We start from the raw sequence: 26,835 nt of genomic DNA on the forward strand, positions 1-26,835 counted from the left end.
GGCGCCCACCACCCGGCCCGGTTCCCCGCACTCGCTGCGGGGAGCCGGGCCGCGGTGCGTCCGGGCGGGGCCGCGCCGGGCGGTGGTGGCCGGGGCCGGCGCGGGCGTCAGGGGCGGGATACCGGCGGGATACCCCAGTGGGGCAAGGCTGGCGGTTCGGGCTCTCGGCCGGGTGCGGCACAATGGAAGGCTGCAAGCCGAATTACTCCCGACGACGCCGGAGCGATCTCACGTGGCGGAATACATCTACACGATGCGCAAGGTACGCAAGGCGCACGGAGACAAGGTCATCCTTGACGACGTGACGCTCAGCTTCCTCCCGGGGGCGAAGATCGGCGTCGTGGGCCCCAACGGCGCGGGTAAGTCCACCGTGCTGAAGATGATGGCCGGCCTGGAGCAGCCGTCCAACGGCGACGCCTTCCTCTCGCCCGGGTTCACCGTCGGCATGCTGCTCCAGGAGCCGCCGCTCGACGAGACCAAGACCGTTCTGGAGAACGTCGAGGACGGCGTCAAGGAGATCAAGGGGAAGCTCAACCGCTTCAACGAGATCGCCGAGCTGATGGCCACCGACTACTCGGACGCGCTGCTCGACGAGATGGGCAAGCTCCAGGAGGACCTGGACCACGCCAACGCCTGGGACCTCGAAGCCCAGCTGGAGCAGGCCATGGACGCGCTGGGCTGCCCGCCCGGCGACTGGCCGGTCACCAAGCTCTCCGGTGGCGAGAAGCGCCGCGTGGCGCTCTGCAAGTTGCTGCTGGAGGCCCCCGACCTGCTGCTGCTCGACGAGCCCACCAACCACCTGGACGCCGAGTCGGTGAACTGGCTGGAGCAGCACCTGGCCAAGTACGCCGGCACCGTCGTCGCCGTCACCCACGACCGGTACTTCCTGGACAACGTGGCCGGCTGGATCCTGGAGCTCGACCGCGGCCGCGCGATCGGCTACGAGGGCAACTACTCCACCTACCTGGAGAGCAAGCAGTCGCGCCTCAAGGTCGAGGGCCAGAAGGACGCCAAGCGCGCCAAGCGGCTCCGCGAGGAGCTGGAGTGGGTCCGCTCCAACGCCAAGGGCCGTCAGGCGAAGTCCAAGGCGCGTCTGGCCCGCTACGAGGAGATGGCGGCCGAGGCCGACAAGATGCGGAAGCTGGACTTCGAGGAGATCCAGATCCCGCCGGGCCCGCGTCTGGGCAGCATCGTCATCGAGGTCGAGAACCTCAACAAGGCCTTCGGCGAGAAGGTCCTGATCGACGACCTGAGCTTCACCCTGCCGCGCAACGGCATCGTCGGCATCATCGGCCCCAACGGCGCCGGCAAGACGACGCTGTTCAAGATGCTGCAGGACATGGAGACCCCGGACTCCGGCATCGTCAAGGTCGGCGAGACCGTCAAGATCAGCTACGTCGACCAGAGCCGCGCCAACATCGACCCGAAGAAGACGCTCTGGGAGGTCGTCTCCGACGGCCTGGACTGGATCAACGTCGGCCAGGTCGAGATGCCGTCCCGCGCCTACGTCTCGGCGTTCGGCTTCAAGGGCCCGGACCAGCAGAAGCCGGCCGGCGTGCTCTCCGGCGGTGAGCGCAACCGCCTGAACCTGGCGCTCACCCTCAAGCAGGGCGGCAACCTGCTGCTCCTCGACGAGCCCACCAACGACCTGGACGTCGAGACCCTCTCCTCGCTGGAGAACGCGCTGCTGGAGTTCCCCGGCTGCGCCGTGGTCATCTCCCACGACCGCTGGTTCCTGGACCGGGTGGCCACCCACATCCTCGCCTACGAGGGCGAGAGCAAGTGGTTCTGGTTCGAGGGCAACTTCGAGTCGTACGAGAAGAACAAGATCGAGCGGCTGGGCGCCGACGCGGCCCGTCCGCACCGGGCCACCTACAAGAAGCTGACCCGAGGCTGACACCCAGCTGTCACAACGGCCCGGCAGACTGCCCCCCGGGGGCGGCCTGCCGGGCCGCGGCCCACCGGCCGTCACCCGCCGGCGGGTCACCGGACATCGAGGAGAACACCCGTGGCACGCCACATCTACGCCTGTCCGCTGCGTTGGTCCGACATGGACGCCTTCGGGCACGTCAACAACGTGGTCTTCCTGCGCTACCTGGAGGAGGCCCGGATCGACTTCATGTTCACCCAGGCCGCCGCGGCCGGTGCGGGGGAGTTCGCGGGCGGCTCGGTGGTGGCCCGCCACGAGATCGACTACAAGCGCCCGCTGGTGCACCGGCCCGAGCCGGTCACCATCGAGACCTGGGTCACCAAGATCGGCGGCGCCTCGCTGACCGTGTCGTACGAGATCAAGGACACCGCCGAGGACGGCACCGAGACGGTGTACGTCCGGGCGTCCACCGTGGTCGTCCCCTACGACCTGGCCGAGGGCCGCCCGCGCCGGATCAGCCCGGTGGAGCGGGAGTTCCTGGGCCGCTTCACGGACGACGACCGCGGCGCGGACGGGCACAGCCGGGACGGACGCAGCCTGGACGCCGCGGCGGCCTGAGCCCCCGGCCCGGACCACCACCCATCACCGAATACACGGATTCGAGCTGAAGCGCGTTGACCCCCACCGCCGCCCTCGCCCTCGCCGACGCCGGGGAGGCCGCCGACCTGGGCGCCTTCCTGGTCCGTCTGCTGCGCTTCGACCGGGCGGCGGCGGTGCGCTTGCAGGCGGTGGCGAAGCAGGCCGGCGGCGACGGCGTGCTGGCCGTCTTCGGCCGGCTGCCGCTGGGGAGCTCCGGCGCGCTGGCGGTCCGGACCGCGCGGCTCGCCGGGCCGGTCGGGCCGGCCGACCGCACGGTCTCGGCGGGGCAGTTGCTGGACGGCCTGGACAGTGCCGGGAACGCCGTGGAGCTGCCCGCGCCCGTGACCGGTCCGGCCTGGGCCGGCCTGTTGCCGCCGCGCTCCGGCTGGCGCCCGGTCGGCGAGCCGCCGGTGGCCGAGGTGTACCCCGAACTGATGGCCGGGGTGCGGGAGTTCCGTGAGCGCAGCGAGGCCGTCCCGGCGCACCACCGGACCCGTGCGGTGCTGGACGGGCTGGCCGACGAGATCTGGTCCCGGCCGGTGGGCGCCCTTCCCGAGCTGCCGCTGCGCGCCGCGCACGCGGCCTATGTGATCGGGTTCCTCAAGCCGGGTGCGCCGCTGACCGTGCACCGCGCCGGTGGCTGGCTGCGGTTGAGCGCACCGGCGGGGTCGGTGGCGGTGCGGACCGCGGCGGCGCCCGGGGCCGGCCTCGGGCTCAGCCCGATGCGCTAGACCCCGATGCGCTGGACCCCGATGCGCCGGACCCCGATGCTGCTGGACCCCGATGCGCGGGGCCCCGGGCGAAGGGGCCCGGGTCAGCCCTCGGTGTTGACCATCGAGGCGGCGGCGTAGGTGAGGTAGTCCCACAGCTGCCGCTCGGCGTCGGCCGGCAGCGCCAGCTCGTCCACCGCGGCCCGCATGTGCTTCAGCCAGGCGTCGTGCGCCGCGCGGTCGACCCGGAACGGCACGTGCCGCATCCGCAGCCGCGGGTGCCCGCGCTGCTCGCTGTAGGTGCGCGGGCCGCCCCAGTACTGCATCAGGAAGAGCGTGAGGCGCTCCTCGGCCGGGCCGAGGTCCTCCTCGGGGTACATCGGCCGCAGCAACTCGTCCCCCGCGACGCCCTGGTAGAACCGGTGCACCAGTCGCCGGAAGGTCGGCTCGCCGCCGACCTGTTCGAAGAAGGTCTCCTCGCTGAGCGTGCCACGCCGGATCTCTTTCACCCGACCATGGTCGCAGACGGCGGCGGGGCCGTACACCGGGACCTGGGGACCAGGACCGGGGGCGTACGACCCCGCCGCCGTCAGCGTTCGGCTCAGGCGTCCTCCCAGCGGAAGAACCGCCAGGCGATCGCGGTGAGCACGGCGGCGAACGCCAGCAGCCCGCCCATGGTCGGCAGCGCGTCCATCACGCCGCCGCCCCGGGAGAGCACCGACTGCGCCGCGGTGACCAGGTGCTTGAGCGGCAGCGCCTCGGAGACGGCCTTCAGCCAGGTCGGCATGTCATCGGTCGGGAAGAACGAGCCGGACAGGAACGACATCGGCAGCACGATGATCTGCGAGATGCCGTTGGCCGCCTCCTCGGTCTTCGCCAGCGACCCGGCCAGCAGGCCGATCGACATGAAGGCGATCGTGGCGCAGACCACCAGCGGGATGATCAGCCACCAGTCGCCGGTGAGCTTCAGCCCGAAGAACGGCATGGTGGCGACGACGAGGAAGACGGCGGTCTGGACCAGGGCCGTCAGCACCGAGACGGCGATCCGGGAGGCCACGATCGACCCGGCGCTCACCGGGGCCAGCCGCAGCCGCCGCAGCACCTGCTTCTTCCGCCAGGACACCAGGGTCAGCGAGGCACCGAACACCGCGCCGGTGGCCACCGCCCAGCCGAGCAGGCCGGGGGTGAGGAACTGGATCGGCTTCAGCGAGTTGTCCTCGACCTGGCCGGAGTCCAGGACGAAGGCGGCGGGCTTGCCGCTGGCGGCCTGGTTGGCCTGCTGGACGACGGAGTTGACGATGCCCTGGACGGAGCCGGCGCGGACCTGGTCGGCGGCGCTGAAGCGCAGCACCACCTTGCCGTCCGGGCCCTCCTTGATCATCGCGTCCAGGTCGCCCTTGCGGACCTTCTCCAGCGCGGCGGCCTCGTCGTCGCCGCGGCTGATCGTGAGGACCTTCTCCAGCGCGGCCCGGCCGTCGCCCTGCACCGAGTCCAGCACCTGGACCGCGCCGACCTGCGCCACCTTGGCGTGCGGGCTGGTCGCGCCCTTGAGCAGGGTGCCGAACAGCAGCAGGAACATCAGGGGGAAGAGGATCACGAAGAAGACGGCGGTGCGGTCCCGGAGGAAGGCGACCACCATCACCCGCGAGAGGCTGGCGAACGCGCTCACCCGCTCGCGCTCCGGCTGCCCGGCGGGCGCGCCGGCGGGTTCGGGCGTGCGCTGGGCCGGAACGGCCGCGTCCCGCGTGCGTTCGGCGCTCATGCGCGGTACTCCCGTCCGGTGAGCTGGAGGAAGACGTCCTCCAGGGTGGCGCCGCGGACTTCGAGTCCGCGCAGCGCGTTCTGCTCGGCCAGCACGGCGAGCACCGGGGCCGGGAGGCGGGTCGAGACCGCGAGCGAGACGCCGTCGTCCTCGACCGAGGCGATCTCGGCGCCGGCCGCGTCGAGCAGGTCACGCACCCGCTCGACGGTCAGCAGCCCCGACTCCACGCTGATCCGCACCGTGTCGTCGATCTCGCGGACCAGCGCGGCCGGTGCGCCGGTGCGCAGGACCTTGCCGTGGTCCATCACCGAGACGCGGTCGCAGAGCACCTCGGCCTCGTCCAGGTAGTGGGTGGTCAGCACGACCGTGCGGCCCTCGGCGTTGATGTCCCGCAGGAGGTCCCAGAGGTTGCGGCGGGCCTGCGGGTCGAGACCGGTGGTCGGCTCGTCCAGGAAGACCAGCTCCGGGTCGTGGGCCAGCGCGCAGGCGATCGAGAGGCGCTGGGCCTGGCCGCCGGACATCTTGTCGGTCATCACCCCGGCCGACTCGGTGAGGCCCACCCGCTCCAGCATCGCGTCGGCCCGCTTGGGGCCGACGCCGTAGAACGAGGCGAAGGTGCGGATCGTCTCCCGCGCCGTCAGTTTGTTGAAGAAGGCCGAAGCCTGGAACTGCACGCCGATCCGCGGCAGCAGTTTCGCGTTGCGCGGCCAGGGCGCCATCCCCAGCAGTTCGATCCGGCCCTCGTCGGGCTTCCGGATTCCCTCCAGAATCTCCAGTGTGGTCGTTTTCCCGGCGCCGTTCGGGCCCAGGATCCCGTAGAACTCGCCGACCTCGACGGTGAGGGACACCCCGTCGACGGCCTGCACATCCCCGTACCGCTGACGGATTCCGTCGGCGGATATAGCTGCAGTCATGTGGCCTGAGCGTAGGGGTACACGGGGTGTGCTGGGGAGACCGGTCGGACGTGATTTGAAGATCATTTTGCCGGGCCGCCGGGCCCCCGACCAGGGGTCCGGACCGTGCGTGTACGGGGTGAGGGCCACTGCGCGCGGGGGCGGACGCCGAGGGGCCCGGGCGGGAGTCGACTCCCGCCCGGGCCCGGGCATCAGGGGCCCGACCTCGGGGTCAGGCGCGGTGCAGGGTGATGGTGGTCCACGCCCCGATGTGGATCCGGTCGCCGTCGTTCAGCGGGACGGCGGTGTGCGGGGTGAGCGACTCGGCGCCGCCGTTCATCGTGGTGCCGTTGGTGGAGTCCTGGTCGACCAGCACCCAGCTGCCGTCCGACTGTTCGGCGAGCAGCGCGTGCTGGTGCGAGGCGCCCGGGTCCTCCGGCGGGACGGAGAGGTCGATCTCCGGCACGGTGCCGCGGTGCTGGCTGCGCCGGCCGATCCGCAGCTGGCCGCGGCCGGTCAGCGGGATGCGCCGCTCGGGGCAGTACGGGGGGAAGAAGAGACCCGCGGCCTCCGGACCGCTGCGGGCCATCATGTCGGTGAAGTAGTCGCGGTCGGCCGAGACCACGGCGATCCAGTTGGTCCGGACCGGCTCGGGCTGCGCGCCCTGGTACGGCGGCTGGTGCGCCTGCTGCTGGGCCTGCTCCGGCTGCGGGGCGGGCTGGGGCGGCTGCGGGACCTGCTGACCGTGCGGGTGCTGCTGCGGAGGCTGCTGCTGGACCTGCTGCGGAGCCTGCGGGGCCTGCGGCGGCTGCGGCAGGACCGGCGGGGCCAGGTTGAACGAGGTGCCGAACTCGGCGCCGCGCCCGTTCGGACCGGGCTGGGCGTAGACCGGACCGGAGTCCTCGCGCGGCCGCTCCTGGTAGGGCTGCTGCTCCTGGTAGCCGGACTCCTGGTGGGGGCGCTCCTGGTACGCGGCCTCCTGGTAGGGCTGCTCCTGGTACGCCGGCTCCTGGTGCCGTGCCTCCTGGTACGGCTCGCCGCCGAGCTGCGGGTAGCCGTAGGCGGGCCGCTGCTGCTGGGCGTGCGGCGGCTGCGGCTGCTGGGCCGGCGGCTGGGGGCCGCCGTACGCCGCCGGGATGTTCAGCGGGTCGGGTCCGGGCCCGCCTGCCGGTGCCCCGCCGGACGGCGGGGGCTGGCGCCGCGAGGGCGAGGAGAGGTCGTAGTCGTACCCGCACTCCTCGCAGAACCGGCCGGTCTGCGGGCTGCGGCAGATCGGGCAGACCACCAGGCCTTCGGTGAGGTCCGGGAAGCCCTGCGCGCCCGGCGGGACGGCGCCCGGGCCCGGCTGCTCGGGGCGCGGCTGCACCGGCCCGCCGAACGGCGCGCCGCCGTGGCCGGGGTACCCCTGCCCGCCGTGCGCCCCGGGGCCGCCGAAACCGTCGTGCCCGCCGTGACCACCGTGCGCCGCCGGTGCCCCGGGCGCGCCCGGGTGGGTGCCGGGCGGCGGCGGGATCGGCGGTGGCGGTGTCATCGGAAAGCCGCAGAAGTCGCACCAGTCCTCGGCCTGCGACTCGTGCCCCCTCGGGCAGATCGGCATCAGGTCCCCCCTCGATTTCCAGCCAGCTGGGGCAGCGTCCGGCCGGGCCGCGGCCCCACCGGTACTTCAGCGGTCATTTCTTCACACGGACGGTTTTGGTCGACCGGGTCTCAAGGGTCATCGAGTCGGCCTCACTCACATTCTTACGGAACCGAACCGTACCCTCCTTCGGGTCGACCACGTCCACCACCTTCTGCAGCAGCTTGAAGGTGCCCTCGTTCCCGGTCGCGTGGGCGATCCGGACGGCGGCGCCGAGCTTGGCGGTGGCGCGGTCGACGTCCCCGGCGCGGTGCGCCTCCAGGCCCTCCTGGATCGAGGAGGCCAGCTCGGCCTGCCCGGTGTAGTGGGCGACCTGCGGGCTGATCCGGGTGGACGAGGCCAGGTCGTCCGTCCAGACCGCCTTGACCAGGCCCTGCGACAGCACCTCGGGGGTGCTCCCGGTCTGCGGCGGCAGGACGAGGCTGATCCGGGCGGCGAGCATCTCGTTGCCGACGGCGGCGGCCGGGACCTCCACGCAGACGTGGTAATCGCGGCTCTCGTCCCCCCAGGAGCCGGTCGGGTAGTCGCCGGCCCGCGGCCCGGCCTCGGTGCGGCGGCCGGTGAGGTCCTCCACGGTGGGGGCGACCTGCTTGACGAAGGTCACCACGGCGTTGGCCGGCGTCCAGATCCGCAGCGCGACGTCGGCGACCTGCTTGCCCATGGCGCCTTCCATCATGGAGCGGAAGTCCTCGGCGAGGCCGGACGGTTCGGCGACGATGTCGACGGTGCCGAGCAGCGCGGAGGAGATCCGGCGCAGTTCGTCCACCCGCCAGTCGGTGCCGACGCCGCGGCAGTCGGCGGTGAAGTGGCCGGTGACGCGCTCGATCACGCGCTCCAGGTCGGCCGCCGACTCGTGCTCGTTCTTGCCGTCGGTGAGCAGGATGGCGTGCCGGATGGCGATGTCACGGCGGGTCAGGAAGAGCGCGTCGGCCTTGGCGAGCCAGGTGCTCATGGCGGTGCCGCCGGCCGCGCTGAGCCGGCGCAGCGCCTCCTTGGCCTGGGCCCGGGTGGCCGGCGAGGCGGTCGCGAGGCCGCCGTCGCCGGGGAAGATCTCCCGGGCCTCGTGGGTGCCGGCCACCACGGCGAAGGCGACGCCGTCGCGGACGGTGTCGATGGCGGCGGCGGTGGCCTCCCGGGCGCCGCGCATCTTGCTGGCCGGGTAGTCCATCGAGCCGGAGCAGTCCACCATGATCACCACGGCGGCGGAGTGCGCTCCCGCGTCCAGCGGCCCGCTGTCGGTCACCCCGAGCGGCCGACCGCCGGAGGTGCCGCCGCCGGTCGCGGTGACGGTGACGATGGCGTTCACCTCGCGGGCGCCGTCGGCGAGGAACGCGTTCTGGAAGATCTCCACGTCGAACCTGGGCAGGTTCGGCTTAGCCAGTGTTGCCATGGGCCGGTGGCTCCCGTCGGGTGGTCGGATGGTGCGAACGGTCGGTGGAGTGGGCCGCGGCAGGGCGTCAGCCCAGCGGCGGCTGCGGCGGGCGCGGCGGGACGCCGGGCCGCGCGGGGGGAGCCGGCGGGGCCGGCGGCAGGGGCGCGGCGGGCGAGCCGATCACCGGCAGGTCCGGCAGCGTCGGGTCGTGGTCCTCCTCGTCGTCCGCCGGTCCGCCGGCGGGGGCGGCCGCCGGGCGGAGCACCGGCAGGTCCAGGGCGGTGGCGGTGCGCTCGTCCTCGGCGTCCGGCCACGCCGCACCGGCCAGACCGGTCGGCGGGTCGATCGGCAGCACGGCGACGGTGATGTTGTCGTGCCCGCCGGCCGCGACCGCGAACTTCACCAGCGTCCGGGCGGCGGCGAGCGGCTCGGTCCGGGCGTCCTGGCGCACGTAGAACGCGAGGTCGGTGGCGGCCTCGGCGTAGTTCCAGAGGCCGTCGGTGCAGATCAGCAGCACGCCGGGGACGTGCGGGGTGAAGTCCAGGGTGTGCGGGACGACCTCCTCGGCGTCCGCGCCGAGCCAGCCGGTGATGGCGTGGGCGCGCGGGTCCGCGTAGGCCTCGGCCTCGCCCATCAGCCCGGCCTCGACCATCCGGGCGGCCCAGGAGTCGTCCTGGGTGAGCCGGAACGGCTCGGCGGCGACCCGGTCGTCCGGGATCCAGTACGCCCGGGTGTCGCCGACCCAGCCGATGGTGACCCGGCCGCCGGAGGCTATGGCGCTGACGTAGGTGCAGGCCGGTGCGTTGACGTCGGGCCGGGCGGGCGCGCCGCCGTCCTCGGCGAGCGCGGCGACGGCGGCGGCCGCGTCGGCGATCGCGTCGCGCATCGCGGCCTCGGGGTCGCGGCCGGCCTCCAGCGCGGTCAGCAGGGATTCCGACGCCGCGTCGACGGCGGTCTCGGAGGCCTGGTCGGGCCGGTCGGAGGAGGAGACCCCGTCGCAGACCACGGCCACCACGACCGGCTCGCCACCGGGCAGCGAGGTGGCGGCGACGGTGAAGGAGTCCTCGTTGCGGTGGTGGCGCAGACCGCGGTCGCTGACCCCGGCGACGCCCCCGAGGGCCTTCTCCATGTGGTCGCGCGGGCGCGGCTGGGCGCCCCCGCAGGCCTCGCAGTAGCCGTCGGAGGTGACCTGCGGCAGGCCGCAGTGCACGCAGCCGGGGCCGCCCTGGGCGGGCACCGCCGCTCCGGGCGCGGCGGCGGGCACCACCGGCACCGGCACGGTCGGCGCGTGGTCCGCCCCGCCGGCGCCCTGGGCGGCGGACCAGCTCGCGGGCATCGCGCCCGGAGCCGGACGGCCGTTCCGGCTCGCCCCGCAGGAGCCGCAGTACGCGTCCTCCTGGTCCAGCGGCTCGGAACAGCTCTGGCACACGGTCTGCTGCGGCATTGCTACACCCACGTTCTGGGGCGGGCGCGGTTGGCCCGCTCCACCATCTCGATCCTGATCTCGGCCCGGTCGGCCAACCGGGCGAGTACCCGGTAGGACTGCTCCAGTGCGAGCCGCAGTTCCCGGTCGGCGGCCGGCCGTCCGAGGACGGTGACCGCGCCGGTCGTCGCGGTCCCACCGGTCCCGTCCGCCCCGCTCGCCCCGGCCGTTGCGCCCGCCTGCCCGGCGCCGCCGGGCGAGCCGGCGGACACCCAGCCGAGCGCGCTGTCGAGCACCTCGACGGAGAGCTCCTCGCGGGTCCGGTCGTCCAGCCGCAGGGCGGTCAACTGCTCGGAGCAGGCGCCGAGGTCGGCGCCGAGCGGGTCGGTGGCGGGCCGTTCGCGCAGCCGGGCCCGGACGGCGGCGATCCGGGCGGCGGTGAACTGGCTGGAGGTGGCCGGTACCGACTCCAGCGCCCGGACGGCGCCGGGGCGGTCCCCGTCGGCGAGGCGGACCCGGGCCAGGCCGAAGGCGGCGCTGAGGTAGGCCTGGTCGGTCGTCCACACCAGGCGGTAGAACTCGGCCGCGTCGCCGCCGTCGCCGAGCAGTTCGGCGCAGATGGCGAGGGCGAGCTTCGGGGCGGACTCGCCGGGGAAGGCGTCGTAGACGGCGTCGAAGGCCTCGGCGGCGGCCCGCAGCCTCGCCTCGTCGGGTTCGCCGGGGGACCCGGGACCGGAGGAGCCGCTGACGGAGTCGACCAGGGCGACGAGGCCGCGGTACCAGACCACCCGCCAGTCGTCCGGGTGGTCCTTCTCCAGGGCGGCGAGCATCCGGTCGGCGTCGGCGCGGCTGCGCAGTTCCAGGTGGGCGCGCAGTTCGCGCAGCCGGCGCTCGGTGGAGACGGCGGGGGCGCCGGCCAGCGCGGCGAGTGCCTCCGCCGGGTCGGCGGCCAGCAGGGCGGCCAGGAAGCCCGCGTTCGGGTCGTTCGGGTCGACCCGCGGGACGGGCAGCGCCAGGGCGGCGGCGGCCGGGTCCAGCGCGGTCACCCGCAGCTCGCCGCGGCGCACCGCGGGGAGCACCAGCTCGGTGTCGACCACCCGCAGTTCCGGGCCGAAGAGGGTGGAGAGGGCGGGGCGGGGCCGCTGGTCCTGGAGCGCCAGCACCTCGCGGAGCACGCCGGTGAGCTGGTCGGCCATCTCCTCGGCGGAGCCGAAGCGGCGGGCCGGGTCCGGGTCGGTGGCGCGGACCAGGAAGCGGTAGTAGGACTCGTACTCGGCGAAGGCCGGCACCGACTCCGGCCCGGGCAGGCTCTCCCGGTAGGTGGTGCTGTAGCCCTGGAAGTCGAAGGTGAGCACGGCCAGCGTGCGGGCCACCGTGTAGAGGTCGGAGGCGGGGGAGGGGCCGTCGGTGGCGATCTCCGGGGCCTGGTAGCCGATGGTGCCGTAGATCGGGCCGTCGTCGTCGAGGCGGCGGACGGCGCCCATGTCGATGATCTTGAGCGCGTCGCCGCTCTGGATCACGTTGTCGATCTTGAAGTCGCAGTAGACCAGGCCCCGGCTGTGCAGGTACCCGAGCGCCGGCAGCGCCTCCAGCGCGTACGCGATGCCCTGTTCCACCGGCAGCGGCAGCCGTCGGCCGTCCGGCGCCCGGCGCTCGTTGGCGATGTCCTTGAGCGACTTGCCGCCGACGTACTCCATCACGATGTAGCCGTCGGTGGAGCCGGTGCGCAGGTCCGGGTGCTCGGCGAAGTTGATGATGCGGACGATGTTGGGATGGTCCACCTCGGCGAGGAAGCGCCGCTCGGCCACGGCCACCGCGAGCGCGTCCTCGTCCCCGGTGTCCAGCAGGCCCTTGAGGACCACCCACTTGTCGTTGACCCGCCGGTCGATGGCGAGGTAGATCCAGCCGAGCCCGCCGTGCGCCAGGCAGCCGACCACCTCGTACTGCCCGCCGACCAGGTCCCCCCGGCGGAGCTTGGGCGTGAACGAGTACGGCGTGCCGCACTTGGTGCAGAAGCCGTCGGGGCGCCCCGGCCGGCCGTTCTTCTCCCGGCCCACCGGGGTCTCGCACTTGGAGCAGAACCGCTTGCGCTCCGGCACCTCCGGGTCGGCCAGCACCGCCGCCGTCGGATCGGCCGCCGGCACGGTCGGCACCGTCACCAGACCGGCGCCGAGCCGGTGGCGGGTGCCCGCGCTGACGCTGCCCCGGCTGCTGCGCACCGAGACCGAACGGCCGCTGCCGGTCCGGGTGGAGCGGTGCGAGCGGGAGCGGCCGGACAGCGAGCGGGACGAGCCGGTCCGGGAGGAGCGCGCCGAGTCGGGGTCGACCCGCGCGGACGGCACGTACGGCTGGGTCAGTCCGGTGTCACCGCCGGGGGCGGTCAGGCCGCACTCGTCGCAGTACCCGTCGTCGTCGATGGTTCCGGCGCACTCCCGGGGGCAGGGCGAGCCGGGGCCCGCCGCGGCCGTGCCCGCCGGGGCAGCGGAGCCCGTCGAGGGGGAGCCCGTCGGGGCGGCGCCCGCCGGGGAGCCCGCGGCCGCAGGGGAGCCCGCGCCCGTCGGGGCGAGCCCGCACTCGTCGCAGTAGCCGTCCGCGTCGATCGTCCCGTCGCCGGTGCACTCCGGCCGTACGCACGCCTGCGCCATGAACCTCAGCCCCCCAGTCCGTGTTGCTGTGTCTGTCCGTCGACCGGCCCGGCGCCGGGCGGCTCGGCCTGCGCCGGCCGCAGCGACTGCTGGAAGCGGGCCACCGCGCCGGCCGCCGCCCGCAGGTCGCAGGGCGCGCTCCAGAGCAGCCAGCGGGCCTTCTCGTAGCGCTCGATCACGACCGGGTCCTCGGCCACCCGCAGCCGGGCCGCCATCGCCTTGTACGCGTCCAGGCGCCCCCGCAGCTCGGAGCGGACGGCCAGCGGCTGGGTCACCTCGGTCAGCGACTGCCGGGCCCGGCCCAGCTCCTTGGCGGCCGCGTCCTCCAGCGCGTCCAGCAGCGGCGCCAGCCGGTGCCACTGGCCGCTCTGGCGCAACTCCAGGGCCAGCACGATCTGTTCGCGCAGCGCCGAGGCCGGTCCCGGCACGGCCGGCACCTCGGTGGCGGCTATCTTCGCCAGCACCTCGCCGCGCGCCCGACGGGCCTGCGCCAGCGTGGCGTCGGCCCGTTGCAGCAGGTCGCCGACGCCCTGCAGCCGCTCCTCCGCGTCGTCGCGCAGCCGCAGCAGGTCCTCCAGCTCGACCCGGACGCCGTCCAGCGCCCGGCCGGCCCGGTCGAAGCGCTCGGTGTCCACCACGCCGGACGGTGTGGCGAGCGCGGTGCCGTCCGGGCGGGTGCCGCGCTGGGCCGGTACCCGGGCCGGGCGCCAGAGCGCCAGCGGGTCGCCGCGCACCTCGGTCCGCAGCTCCGTCAGATCGGCTTCGAGCCCGGCCAGGTCGTCGCCGAGCGGGTGGTTGCCGGTGTGCACGCCGAGCGAGGCCGCCAGCGTCTGCACCCGGCGCAGTTCGGCCAGCAGCAGGTCGATCCGGGCGGGCAGCGCCGACCAGACGGCGTCGGCGGCGCTCACCACCTCCAGCACGGTGGCGTACCAGGAGTTCATCCTGGTCATCAGGTCGTCCAGGCTGACCCGCTCGACCAGCTTGGCGGGTGCGCCGAGCAGCTGCGGGCCGTCCGGCACCGCGCCGCCGGGCACGGTGACCGCCTCGCCGGTGAGCAGTTCGCTCAGCTCGGCGAGTTCGGCCGCGCCCGGCCTGGACCGGCGGGCGCGCACCGCGCGGGCCGAGGCCAGGGCCTCCGAATAACGGTCGAACAGCGACCAGAGCAGCGGCAGGCCCTGCCCGGCGACGGACCAGCGCTCCTGCGTCCGCCCGGTCAGCGCGGCGCCGTCGAGCAGCCGCAGGCCCGCGTGGTCCTGGAGCGAGAGCAGCGCCGACTCGACCGCGTCGCGGTCCGCGCCGAGGCGTGCCAGCGCACGGTCGACCTCCTCCCGGCTCAGTACCGGGCCAGCGGAAGCTGCCAACGCCCTCTCTCCTTCTCTGTCCTGGATCGTTCTCGCTGCCCCGGACCGATCCGCCCCGACCCTAGCCTGTGGCCGCGGGGCCGGACCGGGGCCGGGCGCCGACGGGTCGTCATCGGGCCGTCATCGGTTCCTCGGGGGGCGCCGGGGTCGCGCCGGGCCGGTCAACGCTGCGCCGGCCAGTAGTGCTCGGCGTCGTTCAGCATGTACGGCTTGAGCCAGCGGTCGTACGCCGCCCGCCACGCGCCGCTCGCGTGGTAGTCGGCGAGCACCTGGTTCACCCGGGCGGTCAGGTCGGTGCTGTTCTTGAGCATCGCGACGCCCATCACGGCCGGCCGGACCTCGCCGTCGACCAGCCGGACGGTCTGGTCCTGGGCGGCCTGGCTGGCCGCGAGGCCGTCGTCGGTCATGGTCGCGTCGACCTTGCCGAGCTGCATCAGCACCAGGCAGTCCAGGTGGTTCTCCACCGAGACGATCTTCGCGACCTTCGGACGGGACTTCAGCTCGTCCTCGGCGGAGGAACTGGTCGCCGCGCAGACGGTCTTGCCGTCCACCGCCTCGTCGATCGTCCTCGCCGCAGACGCCTTGGGGACCACCACGCGCTGGCTGGTGTTGAAGTACGGCTTGGAGAAGGCGATCTGCTGGAGCCGGTCGCAGGTGATGGTCATGGTCCGGACGATCAGGTCGACCCGGCCCTCCTGGATGAACTTGACCCGCTCGGCGGTCGGGACGGCCTTGAGGGTCACCTTGTCCGGATCGCCCATGATCGCGGCGCCGATCGCCCGGGCGAGGTCGATGTCGAAGCCCTCGATCTGGCCCGTGTTGGGGTTGCGGGAGCCCCAGCGGAAGCTGTTCTGGTCGACGCCGATCACCAGGCTGCGCTTGGCCTTGACGGCCTTCACCGCCGGGCCGTCCTCGTTGCTCGGCGGCACGCTCTGGTAGACGTCGCAGTCGTTGCCGGCCTGCTCCTGCCGGGGCGCCGTGGCCGGCGCGGCGGCGCCCGCCGGCAGCACCGCGCCCTGCGGGCCGCCCGTGCCGAGCACCGTCGCGCAGCAGGCGAGCAGCGCCACCGCGGTGGCCGATCCGGCCCGTACCGTTGTCCTGCCCATCGTGTCCGTCCCCCTTCTACCGGTACTCGGCCAGTCGCCGGCCGAGGCCGCGCAGGGCCGCGGCGGCGGCCACCAGGGCCAGCACCGCGACCGCCGCGGCGGCGGTGCGCAAGTCCCCGTCGGTGCCCTCGGCGGCCCGTTTGAACTCCTGGAGCTCGGTCGCGGCGGCCTGCGCCAGCCGCTGGTCGGTGGCGTTGAACGCGGCGTCGGAGGTCTTCGGCACGTCCGCCTCCTTGACGGTCACCGTGGCGTCCAGCGCGCCCTGGTAGTCCGCCTCGACGTTCTCCAGGTTGCTCGCCGCCTGGTGCCGCTCGCGCCACTGGTCGTACTGCCGCATGGCGTCGAGGATGGCCGCGCCGGCGTCCTCGGGCGCCAGCCGCCGGGCCTCGGCCAGGGTGCCGGCCGTCCCGGGGCGACCGGTGTCGGAGCTGAAGAGGTGCTCGGTGGTCTTCGTCCAGAGGTCCGCGTACTGGGTGCTGGAGCCGCGGGCCACCAGGTGGAGGTTCTCCGCCAGCCGGGCGGTCAGCACGTCGACCCGGGCGGCGTTGAGGGCCTTCAGCGGGTTGGCGCCGTCGATCTGGCTCTCGCGCAGCGTGGAGTTGGCGCCCGTCCCGGCCACCGTCAGCCAGAGCACCGCGGCCAGTACGGCGGCGGTCGAGCCGAGCAGCCCGATGTTGAAGACCCGGTTGGTCCGCCGGTACAGCGTCGTCTGCACCCAGACCAGCGCGGTGAGCGTCACCACGCCCAGCCCGTACGCGGCCCAGGGGATGGACTGCGCCTCGGCGTAGTCGTCCGCCAGGGCCTGGTTCTCGGCGGCGCTGAGCTGGGCCGCGGCGGGCAGCAGCACGGTGCGCATCTGGTCCGAGGCGTGGCGCAGGTAGGCGCCGCCGAGCGGGAAGCCCTGGCGGTTGTCGGCCCGCGCCGTCTCCACCAGGCCGGCGTACACCGGGACCTGCTGGTTGAGCGTGGCGAGCCAGCCCTGGGCGGGGGAGGAGGTGGTGGTGCGCGCCGCCGCCTCGGCGATCAGCCGGGACGCCGTCGCGAGGTCCTGTTCGTAGCGGTCCCGGACGGCCTTCGGCTCGGCGCCCGCGAGCAGGAAGCCGGTGGCCGCCGTGGTGTCCGCGTCGGCCAGTGAGCGGTGGATGTCGGCGGCCGCCTGGCTCAGCGGCTGGCTGTACGAGACCACCCGCTGAGCCGCCTGTGCGCGGGAGTTGACCTGCCAGGCGGTGAGCGCGCCGAAGGCCACGGTGAGCACCGCCAGCAGCGCTCCGGCCAGCCGCAGCCGGCCCGGTGCCGTCCGGGTGGCGCGGCGCAGCCGGCCGAGCGGGCCGGTCTCCCGGGCCGCGGCCGTGCCGCCGGGCCGCGCCGGCGCCACCGTGCGGGGCCGCTCCGTACGTACTGGTGTCGCCACCGGCCTCACCCTCCCCTGTGGCCGGCTCCGTCATCCGGGGCCCGGCCGTTGCCAGCAGTATGGCCGTCACTCCCCGCGGCCACACCCGACTTGCGCCGATCTTGAGCATCGCGGGGGCCCGGTCCCGGGCCCCGCTCCGCGGGCACTGCTGCGATCACTGGTACGAGTGCGGCCGACCACGGGGTCGAGCCCTGCCGGCGGCCGCCAGGGCTCGCCGGGGTCCGTCGCCCCGGTGCGCGGGGCGGGTCGGTGATCGGGTCGACGCGGGATGCACCCTATGCGGTTCCCCGGACAGTCGGAGGGGAGGGGTCCGGTTGTGCCGCCCCGGTCTCCGGAAGGGCCGTCCGTACCATGGCGGCATGCGACTTCTGGGAACGATCTCCGCCGACCGTCCGCTGCTCGTCGTCGCCGTCCGGGAGGAGGCCGCGTACCTGGGTGACCGGCTCCCGGTCCTGCTGACGGGCATCGGCAAGGTCAACGCGACCGCCGCGCTGGCGACCGTCCTCGCCCGTGGCGAGCACCCCTCCGAGGTGGTCAACCTCGGCACCGCGGGCGCGCTGCGCTCCGGCTGGGCGGGCACCCACACGGTCGTCCAGGTGATCCAGCACGACCTCGACAGCCCCGCGCTGCTGGAGCTGACCGGCCGTACCTACGGCGCTCCGCTGATGGTCGGCAAGGGGGACGGCCCGGTGCTGGCCACCGGCGACCAGTTCGTCTCCGGCGCGGCCGCCCGTGACCGGCTCGCCGAGCACGCGGACCTCGTCGACATGGAGGGCTACGCCGTCGCCACCGTCGCCCACCGGGCCGGGCTCTCCGTGCGGCTGGTGAAGCACGTCAGCGACGAGGCGGGCGAGGGCGCCGTGCACTCCTGGCGGGAGTCCGTCGACGACTGCGCCCGCCACCTCGGGGACTGGGTCCACCACCAGGGCTGGTGACGGGCTCGTTAGCCTGGCGGGCGTGACCGACAACACCGCCGCGAACGAGCACCGTGACGTCCGCCCGCCGGGCCTCGACGCCGACGAACCGACCACCCTGCTGACCTTCCTGGACTACCTGCGCGAGGCCGTCATCGGCAAGACCGACGGCCTCACCGACGAGGACGCCCGGCGCCCCGGCGTCGCCTCCGGCACCAGCCTGCTCTGGCTGGTCCGGCACCTCACCGCCGTCGAGCTCAACTGGTTCCTCTGGGCCTACCGGGGCGAGGGCGACGAACCGTGGGACGACGAGGCCGCCTCGCCCGGCGACGAGACGGTGGCCGGGTCGGTCGCCGCCTACCGGGCCGCGATCGCCCGCGCCAACGAGGTGATCGCCGCCGCCTCCGACCGGCTCGACCGCCCCGGGGTCCGGTCGCTGCGGCCCGGCGCCGAAGCGCCGTCGATGCGCTGGCTGCTGGTCCACATGATCGAGGAGACCGGTCGGCACGCCGGCCACGCCGACATCCTCCGCGAGCAACTGGACGGCTCGGTCGGCCGGTAGGGCCCTGCCCGGACCCCGCCCCGCCCCCGGACCCCGTTGCCGGGCACCCGCCCGCGGCGCGACGCCGGGGGCGGGTGCGCCCGCACCTGACGGACAGTGGAATACTCCCCCGCGCACCGCGGCGCCGTCTCGACGGCGCCGCGCGCTTTCACCCATGGGGGATTCGGAAGTTCATGTCATCGTCAGTCAGATCCACGCGTTCCGCCCGGGCCGTCCTCGGGGCGTCGGTCCTCGCACTCACCCTGCTCGGCACCTCGGCGTGCGGGCCGGACAACAGCTCGGCGGACACCGCCGCCGCGGCGGGCGCGCCGGCCCTCGGCCTCCCCGCCAACCTCGACGACCTGAAGAAGTGGAAGTTCGAGGACTGGGAGAAGTGGGCGAAGGACTACGCCCTCCCGGCTGCCACCAAGGGGTTCTGGACCCTGGAGAAGCTGCTCCAGGCCAAGCCGAACGAGCCGATCGAGCCGCCGGCGCCGCAGCCCGCGGGCAGCCAGGCGCCCGCCCAGCCGTCGGCCCCGGGACCGAGCACCCCGGCGGCGGGCAGCAAGCCGCCGGCCGGCCAGCCCACCCAGCCGGGGCACCCGACCACGCCGGCCGCCGCGACCACCCCGGCGGCGCCGAAGCCGTCCAACACCCAGCAGCCGGCCTCGCAGGCCCCGGCGCCGCCCAAGCAGCCGGCGCGGCAGCCCTCCCAGGCCCCGGCCCAGCCTTCCCAGCCCGCGCAGCCGCCGGCCCAGCCCGGGCAGCCGCCCGCGCAGCCCGCCGACAACGGCAACGACCCGCTGCCGAAGACCGTCAACGCCCAGCCCCTGCAGCACCCGTACACCAAGCTCGCCGTGCACGGGAAGCTGTTCGCGGACGAGCCGGGCGCCGGCGCGGCCGGCGGCGGTCTGGGCCGTTCGCAGTGCTCGGCGACCGTGGTGGCCGACCCGGCCCACCCCGGCAAGAGCAACCTGGTCTGGACGGCGGGCCACTGCGTCCACCAGGGCAAGGGCGGTTCGTTCTACAGCAACATCTCCTTCATCCCGGCCTTCAACAGCAATGCCGCGATGAGCGGTGGCAAGCAGGCGGACGAGTCCCAGTACGCGCCGTTCGGCATCTGGGGCGCGACCCAGGCGGTGACGTCCCCGCAGTGGAAGGCCGAGGGCGGCAAGACCGGTGACGCGGCCACCCACTACGACTTCGCGGTCATCCGGGTGAAGCCCGCGGACGGCGCGAAGTCGCTGGAGGAGACGGTCGGCGGTGCGGTGCCGGTCTGGTTCAACGCGCCGCGCGACCAGCTGAGCGTCACCGAGTACGGCTACCCGGCCGCCCCGCCGTTCGACGGCATGGAGCTGAACCGCTGCGAGAGCGGCAAGCCGGGCCGGCTGTCCTACGAGCCGACCCGCCCGCCGATGCTGGTCATCGGCTGCACCATGACCGGCGGCTCCAGCGGGGGCGGCTGGCTGGCGGTCAAGGACGGCAAGCCGGCGCTGGTCAGCAACGTCTCGGTCGGGAAGCACACCGGCGACCCGATGTACCAGGCCGGCCCGTACCTGGACGACGTCGCCGCGGGGGCGTACGACTTCCTCTCCAAGAAGGGCTGAGCCCCTGGCGGCCGCCCCCCCCCCCCCGGGGGGGGGGGGGGGCCCCGCCCGGGGGGGGGGGGGGGGGGGGCGGCCGCGCCCCCCCCCCCCCCCCGGGGGGGGGGGGCCCCCCCGCCGCCGGGTCCTGTCGGTGCCTGGAGTGACTGCCGGGGCGGGGTTTCGTCCTGCTCGACGCGGTGGAGGTCACGGCCTGTGAGGCGCTGATCAGCTGACCGCCGCCGCCAGGACGGCGCCGGTGGTGACCACCTTGGCGAAGCGCATCGCGTGCAGCACCGTCGCGGTGGCCCGGGCGAGTTCGGCGGCCGGCACGGTCACGCCGTCCGGCCCGGCCATGTCGAAGGTGTGCATGGCATCGGTCGGGAAGATCGTGTCGTACCCGAGGTTGCCCGCCATCCGCGCGGTGGTCTCGTTGCACACGTTCGTCATGATCCCGACGATGACGACCTGGCGGGCGCCCCGCTGCCGGAGCCAGGCGTGCAGGTCCGGGGTGCCGTAGAAGGCGCTGTTCACCGGCTTGGTGATGTGCAGGTCCGCCTTGACGTCCGCCACCACGTCCTTCAGCTCGTACCCCGGGGTGCCCGGCGCCAGCGGCCCGGTCTGCGAGGCGTGCTGCACCACCACGACCGGGCGCCCGGTCTCCTGCCAGGTGTCGATCAGCTCGCCGATCCGCCGCTCGGCCTCCGGGTTGTCCCGCTCGCCCCAGAACGCGTGGTCGTCGAAGCCCTTCTGGACGTCGATGACGACGAGTACGGCGTCGGAGTCGATGGTGAGCGGGGCGTCGAATGCGTCGGTGTTCGTCATGCGTCCATCGTGTCGGCGCCCGGGCAGCCCGGGTGAGGGGCGCCGGCGCCACCCATCGATCGATTCCTGCCACCGCGCCCCGGGCGCCCGGGCGCCCTTCGTCGCTAGATTTCTGCCATGCGGACTGTGGGTTGCCTGATCTTCGAGGGCGTGCGGGCGTTCGACTACGCGGTGATCGGCGAGGTGTGGTCGAACCGGCTGACCCGGCCCGGGCTGCCCGCCTTCGACCTGCGGGTCTGCGGGCCGCAGGGCGCCCGGGTGCGGCTCGGCGGTGGGCTGGAGCGGGTGCCGGACTTCGGCCTGGAGACGCTGCGGGAGTGCGATCTGGTCGTCGTCCCGGGGATGGAGCGGCTGAACGAGCCGCGCGACCCGGCCGTGCCGGCCGCCCTGCGCGCCGCCCACGAGGGCGGTGTCGCCATCGCCTCGCTCTGCGCGGGCGCCTTCGTCCTCGCCGAGGCCGGGCTGCTGGACGGCCGGACCGCCACCACCCACTGGGCGCTCGCCGGCGAACTGGCCCGGCGCTTCCCGGCGGTGGACGTCCGCCCGGAGGTGCTCTTCACCGGTGAGGGCGGGCTCTGGACCTCCGCCGGGGTGGCAGCCGGCATCGACCTCTGTCTGCACCTGGTGCGCGCCGCGCACGGCCAGCAGGCCGCCGCCACGATCGCCCGGGCGATGGTCACCGCGCCCTTCCGGGCTGGCGGGCAGGCGCAGTTCATCCCGTCGCCGGTCCCCGAGGACGCCGGCGGTGACGACGTCCTGGCCCGGGTCCGCGCCGAGGTCCTGGCCGCCCTCGACACCCCGTGGACGGTCCGCGGGATGGCCGGGCTGGCGCTGATGTCGGAGCGCTCGTTCGCCCGCCGCTTCGCCGGCGCGACGGGCACCACGCCGCTTCGCTGGCTGCTGGAGCAACGCGTGCTCCTGGCCCAGCGGTTGCTGGAGGAGACGGACCTGCCGGTGGACGCCGTCGCGGTCCGTTGCGGCTTCGGTGCGGCGGTCTCGCTGCGGCCCGTCTTCGTCGCCCGGGTCGGGGTCGCCCCGCGCGAGTACCGCCGGGCCTTCCGGGGGCGCGAGGGGGATCAGGGACCGGCGGGCGCCCCCGGGCCGACGCGCGAGGCCAGTCCGTCCAGCAGGTTGGCCAGGCCGAACTCGAACAGGGTGTCCAGGTCCAGGTCGTAGCCGTTCGGGAGGTCGGCCATCAGCCGGCCGAACACCGGGAAGCGGCCGGAGTCGGCGAGCGCGCCGATGACGGGGAGCTGGCGGTCCATCCACTGGTCCTCGGTGACGCCGGTGGCGGCCCGGGCCTGGTCCTCGCGCTCCAGGTTGACGGCGATGCCCTCGATGTAGCTGTACAGCAGCACGTGGATGTCGAGCATGGCCGGCGCGGAGAGGGCGTGGCCGTCGAGCGCGGCGAGCGCCCATTCGGCGTGCACCAGCAGGTTGGGCAGCAGCAGCGGCCGGGTCACCGGGCTGAGCTGCGCGAGCCAGGGGTGGCGGCGGAACAGGGCCCAGAGGGTGCGGGCGCCCAGCTCCAGGCGGGGCCGCCAGCCGGCGGGCGGGTCGGCCGGGTAGCGGGCCTCGCCGAAGGCCGCGTCGGCGGCCAGCATGACCAGCTCCTCCTTGCTGGTGACGTAGCGGTACGGCGACATCGCGGACACCCCGAGCCGCCCGGCGACGGCGCGCATCGAGAGCGAGCCGAGCCCTTCGGCGTCGGCCAGCTCCAGCGCGGCCCGGACGATCCGCTCCCGGCTCAGCTCGCCGTCCCCGGCGGGCGCGCGGTCCGGTGCGGGGGTGGTGGCGGCTGCGGTGGGCGGGGCGGGCACGGGCGCGAAGGCAGCTGCGGCCGGCGTGACCGCCGGAACCGCCACGCCCGGTCCGGTCGGTCCGGTCGGTCCGCCGGCCACCACGGTGCCGACCCGGGCCCGGGCCTCCACCAGCCCCTCCAGCCGCAGCACGGTCAGCGCCTTGGTCGCGGTGGCGAGGGCGACGCCCCACTCCTGGGCGAGCCGGCGGTTCGAGGGCACCCGCTCGCCCGGGGCGAGCGTGCCGGTGGTGATCCGCCGTCGGAGGTCGGCGGCGATGCGCCGGTAGGGCGGGTCCATGTCCGTGGCCATGCTGTCGACTCCTCGGAAGATCTTTTCGCGGTCGTCCGCCCTGTACTAGCTCAGAGCCGACCGGCCGAGATGCCTGCCGAAAGGCTTGCTGTACTAGCACAGATGCGGCCTAACCCGCTGGTCAGGCCCTTGCGTGCCTCTGAATTTACGTCGTACATTCAGAGCGTGAGCTGCGCGCGAGCAGCTCGCTTACAGCGTACAGACACAGGCGTCCGGGTGACCGGCCGCGAACAGGGGGAGTTCCTCATGCAGACCGTCCTCGTCTCCGGTGGCGGCATCGCCGGCCTCACCCTCGCCCACTGGCTGCGCCGCAACGGCTTCGCCCCGACGGTGGTGGAGCTCGCCGCCGCCCCCCGCCGTGGCGGCCAGGCCGTCGACATCCGGGGCGTCGCACTCGACGTCGTCGACCGGATGGGTCTGACCGGGCCGATCCGGGCCGCCCGGACCCGGATGCGCGGCATGTCCGTCCTCGACGCCGACGGCAACGAGGTGCACCGCTCCACCGAGGCCACCTACAGCAGTGGCCGGCTCGACAGCGACGACGTCGAGCTGCTGCGCGAGGAACTCGTCGCCCTGCTGCACGAACACGCCTCCGAAGGCGTCGAGTTCGTGAGCGGCGACAGCATCACCGGGCTCCGGGAGGACGAGCACGCCGTGCACGTCACCTTCGCGCACGGCGCGCCCCGCACCTTCGACCTGGTGGTCGGCGCGGACGGCCTGCACTCCGGGGTCCGCAGGCTGGCCTTCGGCCCCGAGCAGCGGTTCCTGCGCCACCTCGGCTCCCACGTCGCCATCTTCGGCGCGGACAACTTCCTCGGCCTGGAGGACTGGCAGGTCTGGCAGCGCGACGGCCACGCCGGCTACGGCATCTACCCGGTGCGCGGCAACCGCGAGCTGCGGATCACCTTCGGCTACGGGAGCGACGAACCGGCCGTGCGCGACATGGCGTTGGCCAGGCGGCAGGTCGCCGAGCGGATGGGCGCGCTGCGCTGGGAGACGCCCCGGCTGCTGGCCGCGCTGGAGCGGGCGCCCGACTTCTACGCCGACGTGATGGCCCAGGTGCACCTCGACCGCTGGTCCGTCGGCCGGACCGCCCTGGTCGGCGACGCCGGGTACTGCGCCTCGCTGCTCTCCGGTCAGGGCACCAGCCTCGCGCTGGTCGGCGCCCATGTGCTCGCCGACGAGCTCGGGCGGGAAAGGGCGGCGGGCGGGGACCACCGCGCCGCCTTCACCCGCTACGAGGAGCGGATGCGCCCCTTCGTGGCCCTCAACCAGGCGCTGGCCACCGAGAACCCCGGCGGCCCGCCGGCCGAGGAGTCGGTCGAGCGGGCCAAGCACGCCATCGCCCTCGACCGCTGAGCGGCTCAGGCGCCGAGCGGGCGCAGGGGCAGGGGCAGGGGCAGGGGCTCAGGGCCGAGGACGCCCCTGGAAGTCGCCCGCCCGGCGCAGGACGAGGTCGGCGACGGCCTCCCAGTGGGCGTCCGGCGCGGTCACGACGAGGTGCCCGGCGCCGCACGGCAGCGAGGCGCTGGTGCAGCCGTGGGACCGGTACCCCGCCACCCGGGTGGCGACCCCGTCCAGGCGGAGGACGACCTCGTGGCGGACGGGCCCGAGGTCCTCCGGGAACGTTCTGTGGTCGATCCGCCCGGAGTTGGCGAGGAAGACCCAGAGTTCGGACTCGGGCGTGCTGAACGGCCGGACCCGGTGGCTCTCCGGCAGCGGCCGGGAGGTCTGGACGGTCGCCATCAGGTCGGTGCCGCGGTGGTAGCCGACGTCGAGGCAGTGGAGGAACCCGTCCGAGCTCTGCCGCCCGAGCAGGGTGAACCACCCGGCCGGGGCGTCGCGGAGCACGGCGACCGGCTCGCCGAACTCCTCGGCGGTCTCCCGGTCGGGCGTCCGGATGCCGGGCGGGCGCCGGTCGTCGCTGTGGAACACGGCTCCCCCAAGTGTGTGCTGCGCGGGCCGACTTGGCCCAGTACACCACGGCGGGCCGGTCCCCCGGACCGGGTCGGGCCGTCACCGGGACGGCGTGACCAGCCCGGCCTCGTAGGCGGTGATCACGAGCTGGACCCGGTCCCGGGCGCCCAGCTTGGCGAGCAGCCGCGACACGTGCGACTTGGCGGTGGCCACCGTGATGAAGAGGTCCTCGGCGATCTCGGCGTTCGACCGGCCGCGCCCGACCAGGGTCAGCACCTCCCGCTCCCGCTCGGTGATGCCCTCGACCGTCGGGGGCGGGCCCTCCGGGGCGGCTCCGGGGCGGGCGGCGCCCGGGCGCCCGACGAAGTCCGCGATCAGCCGGCGCGTCACGCCCGGCGCGATCAGCGCGTCGCCGTCGGCGACCACCCGGACCGCCGCGAGGATGTCGTCCAGCGCCATGTCCTTGACCACGAAGCCGCTCGCCCCGGCCCGCAGCGCGTCGTAGACGTGGTCGTCCTCGTCGAAGGTGGTCAGCACGAGGACGCGGGCCGTCGCCGGTCCGGCCGTGATCAGTCGGGTGGCCTCGATCCCGTCCATGCCGGGCATCCGGATGTCCATCACCACGACGTCGGGGCCCAGCTCGCCGACCAGCCGGACGGCCTCGGCGCCGTCGGCGGCCTCGCCGACCACCAGCAGGTCGGGGTGGTCGGCCATGATCACGCGCAGTCCGGACCGCACCAGCGGCTGGTCGTCGACGAGCAGGACGCGGACGCTCATCGGGCCACCGCCGTGACTCCGGCGGGCAGCGGCAGCCGGGCGGCCACCCGGAAGCCGCCCCCGGGGCGCGGCCCGGCGCTCAGCCGGCCGTGCAGCAGGGCGACCCGCTCCCGCATGCCCACCAGCCCGAAGCCGTGGTCCGGCCCGCTCGTGGCGGCGCCGCGCCCGTCGTCGACGATCTCCACCGACAGCTCCCCGTCCCCGTGATCGATGGTCACCCGGCAGTGCCCGGTGGCCGCGTGGCGGACCACGTTGGTCAGCGCCTCCTGGACGATACGGTAGGCGGACAGCTCGATCTCGGCCGGCAGCGGACGCCGCTCCCCCCGGTGGCGCAGGTCGACCCGCACCCCCGCGTCGGCCGTCGCCGCCACCAGCCCGTCGATGTCCGCCAGGCCCGGCGAGGGCGCGAGCGGCGCCCGCTTCGACTCCGCGGACCCCGGGTCGCTCTGCCGCAGCGCCACCAGCGTGCGGCGCAGACCCGCCAGTGTCTCGCGGCTGGTGGCCTCGATGGCGCGTAGTGCCTCCCGGGCCTCCGTGGGCTGGGTCTCGATCACCCGGCTCCCGACCCCGGCCTGGATGGCGACGATGCCGATGCTGTGCGCGACCATGTCGTGCAACTCCCGCGCGATCCGGAGCCGTTCGGCGGTCACCGCCTCGGCCACCTCCTGCGAGCGCAGCGCCACCGCGTGCTCGCGGCGCTCGCGGACCAGCAGGCCGACGGTGCAGGCCGCGGCCGTCGCCAGGACGGCGATCACGGCGTTGGCGGTCAGGTTGTCCCCGTGGGCGAAGCCGCCGACCAGCAGCAGTTGGACGAGGGTGGACACGGTCACGGCGCCGATCCAGGCCCGGCGCGCACCGGTGGCGACGACGAAGCCCAGGAGCGCGTCCACCGCCAGGAAGGGCAGGAACTGGCTCTGGTAGGTCAGCGCCAGGTGCGGACCGCCGGAGTTCCCGGTGCCCACCACCACGAGGGCGGAGCCGAGCAGAGCCATCGTCAGCGCCAGCAGCGGCATCCTCCGCAGCACACCGACGAGCAGGCTCACGGCCAGCAGCGACCCGACGGCGTGCAGCGCGTGCGGAGCCCGCGGCGTGGCCCCCGCCAGCAGGGCCGTCGCGAGGACGTAGACGGAGCCGCCCACCCAGGCCGCGACCCGCGTGCCGGTCACCGGCACGGCGCCTCTCGGCCGGGGCGGGGGCGTGGCGGTGCGCGGGGTGATCGTTCCGACGTTCATGCGGTGAGGTTAGCCAGCGGCCGGCCACGCGGCATCGGCCCGGGGGCGTACGCCCGTGGGTGGATCCCGCCGACCGAGGTGTCGCCCCGGGCCCGATGCCCGGACGA

Annotated in this window: 23 protein-coding genes; 8 read left to right on the forward strand and 15 right to left on the reverse strand. The window is 74.5% G+C overall.

The window, feature by feature from the left end:
* Positions 1 to 232 precede the first annotated feature (232 nt).
* From ettA to ACIF6L_RS21860, 3 genes are all read left to right on the forward strand, one after another.
* Positions 233 to 1,897 carry an energy-dependent translational throttle protein EttA gene (gene ettA, locus ACIF6L_RS21850; protein ID WP_396489862.1) on the forward strand — a complete coding sequence of 555 codons (1,665 nt, stop codon included), beginning with the start codon at positions 233 to 235 and terminating at the stop codon, positions 1,895 to 1,897.
* A 111-nt stretch (positions 1,898 to 2,008) separates the two neighbouring features.
* The gene (locus ACIF6L_RS21855) at positions 2,009 to 2,488 is read left to right on the forward strand and encodes a thioesterase family protein (protein ID WP_329489926.1); all 480 of its coding nucleotides are present in this window, start codon (positions 2,009 to 2,011) and stop codon (positions 2,486 to 2,488) included.
* Positions 2,489 to 2,544: 56 nt separating this feature from the next.
* The gene (locus ACIF6L_RS21860; protein ID WP_396489864.1) at positions 2,545 to 3,240 is read left to right on the forward strand and encodes a hypothetical protein; all 696 of its coding nucleotides are present in this window, start codon (positions 2,545 to 2,547) and stop codon (positions 3,238 to 3,240) included.
* An 83-nt stretch (positions 3,241 to 3,323) separates the two neighbouring features.
* On the opposite strand, the gene ACIF6L_RS21865 is transcribed toward ACIF6L_RS21860, so the two are convergent.
* From ACIF6L_RS21865 to ACIF6L_RS21910, 10 genes are all read right to left on the reverse strand, one after another.
* Positions 3,324 to 3,728: a globin gene (locus tag ACIF6L_RS21865; protein ID WP_329489928.1), complete on the reverse strand. Its 405-nt coding sequence runs from the start codon at positions 3,726 to 3,728 to the stop codon at positions 3,324 to 3,326.
* 92 nt (positions 3,729 to 3,820) lie between these two features.
* Complete coding sequence (locus ACIF6L_RS21870) at positions 3,821 to 4,981, reverse strand: ABC transporter permease (RefSeq protein ID WP_359810468.1); 1,161 nt, start codon at positions 4,979 to 4,981, stop codon at positions 3,821 to 3,823.
* Positions 4,978 to 5,895, reverse strand: coding sequence for an ABC transporter ATP-binding protein (locus ACIF6L_RS21875; protein ID WP_396489866.1), 918 nt, complete (start codon positions 5,893 to 5,895; stop codon positions 4,978 to 4,980). Before ACIF6L_RS21875 ends, ACIF6L_RS21870 begins: the two co-directional genes overlap by 4 nt.
* Before the next feature lie 211 nt (positions 5,896 to 6,106).
* Entirely contained in the window at positions 6,107 to 7,471 is a 1,365-nt protein-coding gene (locus ACIF6L_RS21880; protein WP_396489868.1) for an FHA domain-containing protein, read from the reverse strand.
* Between the two features lie 73 nt (positions 7,472 to 7,544).
* The gene (locus ACIF6L_RS21885) at positions 7,545 to 8,900 is read right to left on the reverse strand and encodes a VWA domain-containing protein (protein ID WP_352293844.1); all 1,356 of its coding nucleotides are present in this window, start codon (positions 8,898 to 8,900) and stop codon (positions 7,545 to 7,547) included.
* Between the two features lie 67 nt (positions 8,901 to 8,967).
* On the reverse strand, positions 8,968 to 10,326 hold the full coding sequence (locus ACIF6L_RS21890) for a PP2C family protein-serine/threonine phosphatase (RefSeq protein WP_396489870.1): 1,359 nt from the start codon (positions 10,324 to 10,326) through the stop codon (positions 8,968 to 8,970).
* Positions 10,327 to 10,328: 2 nt separating this feature from the next.
* Positions 10,329 to 12,950, reverse strand: coding sequence for a tetratricopeptide repeat protein (locus ACIF6L_RS21895; RefSeq protein WP_396489872.1), 2,622 nt, complete (start codon positions 12,948 to 12,950; stop codon positions 10,329 to 10,331).
* A gap of 5 nt (positions 12,951 to 12,955) precedes the next feature.
* Positions 12,956 to 14,311, reverse strand: coding sequence for a hypothetical protein (locus tag ACIF6L_RS21900; RefSeq protein ID WP_329489935.1), 1,356 nt, complete (start codon positions 14,309 to 14,311; stop codon positions 12,956 to 12,958).
* Positions 14,312 to 14,472: 161 nt separating this feature from the next.
* Complete coding sequence (locus ACIF6L_RS21905) at positions 14,473 to 15,417, reverse strand: glutamate ABC transporter substrate-binding protein (RefSeq protein WP_396489874.1); 945 nt, start codon at positions 15,415 to 15,417, stop codon at positions 14,473 to 14,475.
* A gap of 16 nt (positions 15,418 to 15,433) precedes the next feature.
* Positions 15,434 to 16,828 (reverse strand): hypothetical protein, encoded by a 1,395-nt coding sequence (locus ACIF6L_RS21910; RefSeq protein ID WP_396489875.1) that lies wholly within the window; start codon positions 16,826 to 16,828, stop codon positions 15,434 to 15,436.
* A 359-nt stretch (positions 16,829 to 17,187) separates the two neighbouring features.
* On the opposite strand from ACIF6L_RS21910, the gene ACIF6L_RS21915 reads away from it, so the two are divergent.
* The 3 genes from ACIF6L_RS21915 to ACIF6L_RS21925 all read left to right on the forward strand — a co-directional run bounded on the left by ACIF6L_RS21915 (position 17,188) and on the right by ACIF6L_RS21925 (position 19,890).
* Complete coding sequence (locus tag ACIF6L_RS21915) at positions 17,188 to 17,763, forward strand: nucleosidase (protein ID WP_329489938.1); 576 nt, start codon at positions 17,188 to 17,190, stop codon at positions 17,761 to 17,763.
* Between the two features lie 22 nt (positions 17,764 to 17,785).
* Positions 17,786 to 18,304, forward strand: coding sequence for a DinB family protein (locus ACIF6L_RS21920; protein ID WP_396489877.1), 519 nt, complete (start codon positions 17,786 to 17,788; stop codon positions 18,302 to 18,304).
* A 173-nt stretch (positions 18,305 to 18,477) separates the two neighbouring features.
* On the forward strand, positions 18,478 to 19,890 hold the full coding sequence (locus ACIF6L_RS21925) for a hypothetical protein (RefSeq protein WP_396489878.1): 1,413 nt from the start codon (positions 18,478 to 18,480) through the stop codon (positions 19,888 to 19,890).
* Between the two features lie 204 nt (positions 19,891 to 20,094).
* Here ACIF6L_RS21925 and ACIF6L_RS21930 read toward each other — a convergent pair whose 3' ends face one another.
* A complete protein-coding gene (locus tag ACIF6L_RS21930) occupies positions 20,095 to 20,691 on the reverse strand; it encodes a cysteine hydrolase family protein (protein ID WP_396489879.1) in 597 nt (198 codons plus the stop codon).
* 117 nt (positions 20,692 to 20,808) lie between these two features.
* Between ACIF6L_RS21930 and ACIF6L_RS21935 the strand changes: the two genes are divergently transcribed.
* Positions 20,809 to 21,867 carry a GlxA family transcriptional regulator gene (locus tag ACIF6L_RS21935; protein ID WP_396489881.1) on the forward strand — a complete coding sequence of 353 codons (1,059 nt, stop codon included), beginning with the start codon at positions 20,809 to 20,811 and terminating at the stop codon, positions 21,865 to 21,867.
* Here ACIF6L_RS21935 and ACIF6L_RS21940 read toward each other — a convergent pair.
* A complete protein-coding gene (locus ACIF6L_RS21940; protein WP_396489883.1) occupies positions 21,768 to 22,802 on the reverse strand; it encodes a TetR/AcrR family transcriptional regulator C-terminal domain-containing protein in 1,035 nt (344 codons plus the stop codon). The two genes, ACIF6L_RS21935 and ACIF6L_RS21940, sit on opposite strands and share 100 nt — an antisense overlap.
* A 246-nt stretch (positions 22,803 to 23,048) precedes the next feature.
* On the opposite strand from ACIF6L_RS21940, the gene ACIF6L_RS21945 reads away from it, so the two are divergent.
* Positions 23,049 to 24,161, forward strand: coding sequence for an FAD-dependent monooxygenase (locus tag ACIF6L_RS21945; RefSeq protein ID WP_396489885.1), 1,113 nt, complete (start codon positions 23,049 to 23,051; stop codon positions 24,159 to 24,161).
* A 48-nt stretch (positions 24,162 to 24,209) separates the two neighbouring features.
* On the opposite strand, the gene ACIF6L_RS21950 is transcribed toward ACIF6L_RS21945, so the two are convergent.
* The 3 genes from ACIF6L_RS21950 to ACIF6L_RS21960 form a co-directional block, all read right to left on the reverse strand.
* Positions 24,210 to 24,737, reverse strand: a complete 528-nt coding sequence (locus ACIF6L_RS21950; RefSeq protein ID WP_396489887.1) for a hypothetical protein — start codon at positions 24,735 to 24,737, stop codon at positions 24,210 to 24,212.
* An 81-nt stretch (positions 24,738 to 24,818) separates the two neighbouring features.
* The gene (locus tag ACIF6L_RS21955) at positions 24,819 to 25,496 is read right to left on the reverse strand and encodes a response regulator transcription factor (RefSeq protein WP_329489946.1); all 678 of its coding nucleotides are present in this window, start codon (positions 25,494 to 25,496) and stop codon (positions 24,819 to 24,821) included.
* Positions 25,493 to 26,728: a sensor histidine kinase gene (locus tag ACIF6L_RS21960; protein WP_396489889.1), complete on the reverse strand. Its 1,236-nt coding sequence runs from the start codon at positions 26,726 to 26,728 to the stop codon at positions 25,493 to 25,495. Before ACIF6L_RS21960 ends, ACIF6L_RS21955 begins: the two co-directional genes overlap by 4 nt.
* Positions 26,729 to 26,835 lie beyond the last annotated feature (107 nt).

It is taken from the genome of Kitasatospora sp. NPDC086009 (assembly GCF_044540385.1).
GTDB lineage: Bacteria > Actinomycetota > Actinomycetes > Streptomycetales > Streptomycetaceae > Kitasatospora.

Excerpts from the sequence above, each read along its gene's own strand:
- ACIF6L_RS21935 (WP_396489881.1), top strand. The coding sequence starts at position 20,809 with ATGCGGACTGTGGGTTGCCTGATCTTCGAGGGCGTGCGGGCGTTCGAC.
- ACIF6L_RS21875 (WP_396489866.1), bottom strand. The coding sequence starts at position 5,895 with ATGACTGCAGCTATATCCGCCGACGGAATCCGTCAGCGGTACGGGGAT.
- ACIF6L_RS21895 (WP_396489872.1), bottom strand. The coding sequence starts at position 12,950 with ATGGCGCAGGCGTGCGTACGGCCGGAGTGCACCGGCGACGGGACGATC.
- ACIF6L_RS21925 (WP_396489878.1), top strand. The coding sequence starts at position 18,478 with ATGTCATCGTCAGTCAGATCCACGCGTTCCGCCCGGGCCGTCCTCGGG.
- ACIF6L_RS21885 (WP_352293844.1), bottom strand. The coding sequence starts at position 8,900 with ATGGCAACACTGGCTAAGCCGAACCTGCCCAGGTTCGACGTGGAGATC.
- ACIF6L_RS21905 (WP_396489874.1), bottom strand. The coding sequence starts at position 15,417 with ATGGGCAGGACAACGGTACGGGCCGGATCGGCCACCGCGGTGGCGCTG.
- ACIF6L_RS21945 (WP_396489885.1), top strand. The coding sequence starts at position 23,049 with ATGCAGACCGTCCTCGTCTCCGGTGGCGGCATCGCCGGCCTCACCCTC.
- ACIF6L_RS21940 (WP_396489883.1), bottom strand. The coding sequence starts at position 22,802 with ATGGCCACGGACATGGACCCGCCCTACCGGCGCATCGCCGCCGACCTC.
- ACIF6L_RS21930 (WP_396489879.1), bottom strand. The coding sequence starts at position 20,691 with ATGACGAACACCGACGCATTCGACGCCCCGCTCACCATCGACTCCGAC.
- ACIF6L_RS21960 (WP_396489889.1), bottom strand. The coding sequence starts at position 26,728 with ATGAACGTCGGAACGATCACCCCGCGCACCGCCACGCCCCCGCCCCGG.
- ACIF6L_RS21890 (WP_396489870.1), bottom strand. The coding sequence starts at position 10,326 with ATGCCGCAGCAGACCGTGTGCCAGAGCTGTTCCGAGCCGCTGGACCAG.
- ACIF6L_RS21880 (WP_396489868.1), bottom strand. The coding sequence starts at position 7,471 with ATGCCGATCTGCCCGAGGGGGCACGAGTCGCAGGCCGAGGACTGGTGC.
- ACIF6L_RS21955 (WP_329489946.1), bottom strand. The coding sequence starts at position 25,496 with ATGAGCGTCCGCGTCCTGCTCGTCGACGACCAGCCGCTGGTGCGGTCC.
- ACIF6L_RS21870 (WP_359810468.1), bottom strand. The coding sequence starts at position 4,981 with ATGAGCGCCGAACGCACGCGGGACGCGGCCGTTCCGGCCCAGCGCACG.
- ACIF6L_RS21915 (WP_329489938.1), top strand. The coding sequence starts at position 17,188 with ATGCGACTTCTGGGAACGATCTCCGCCGACCGTCCGCTGCTCGTCGTC.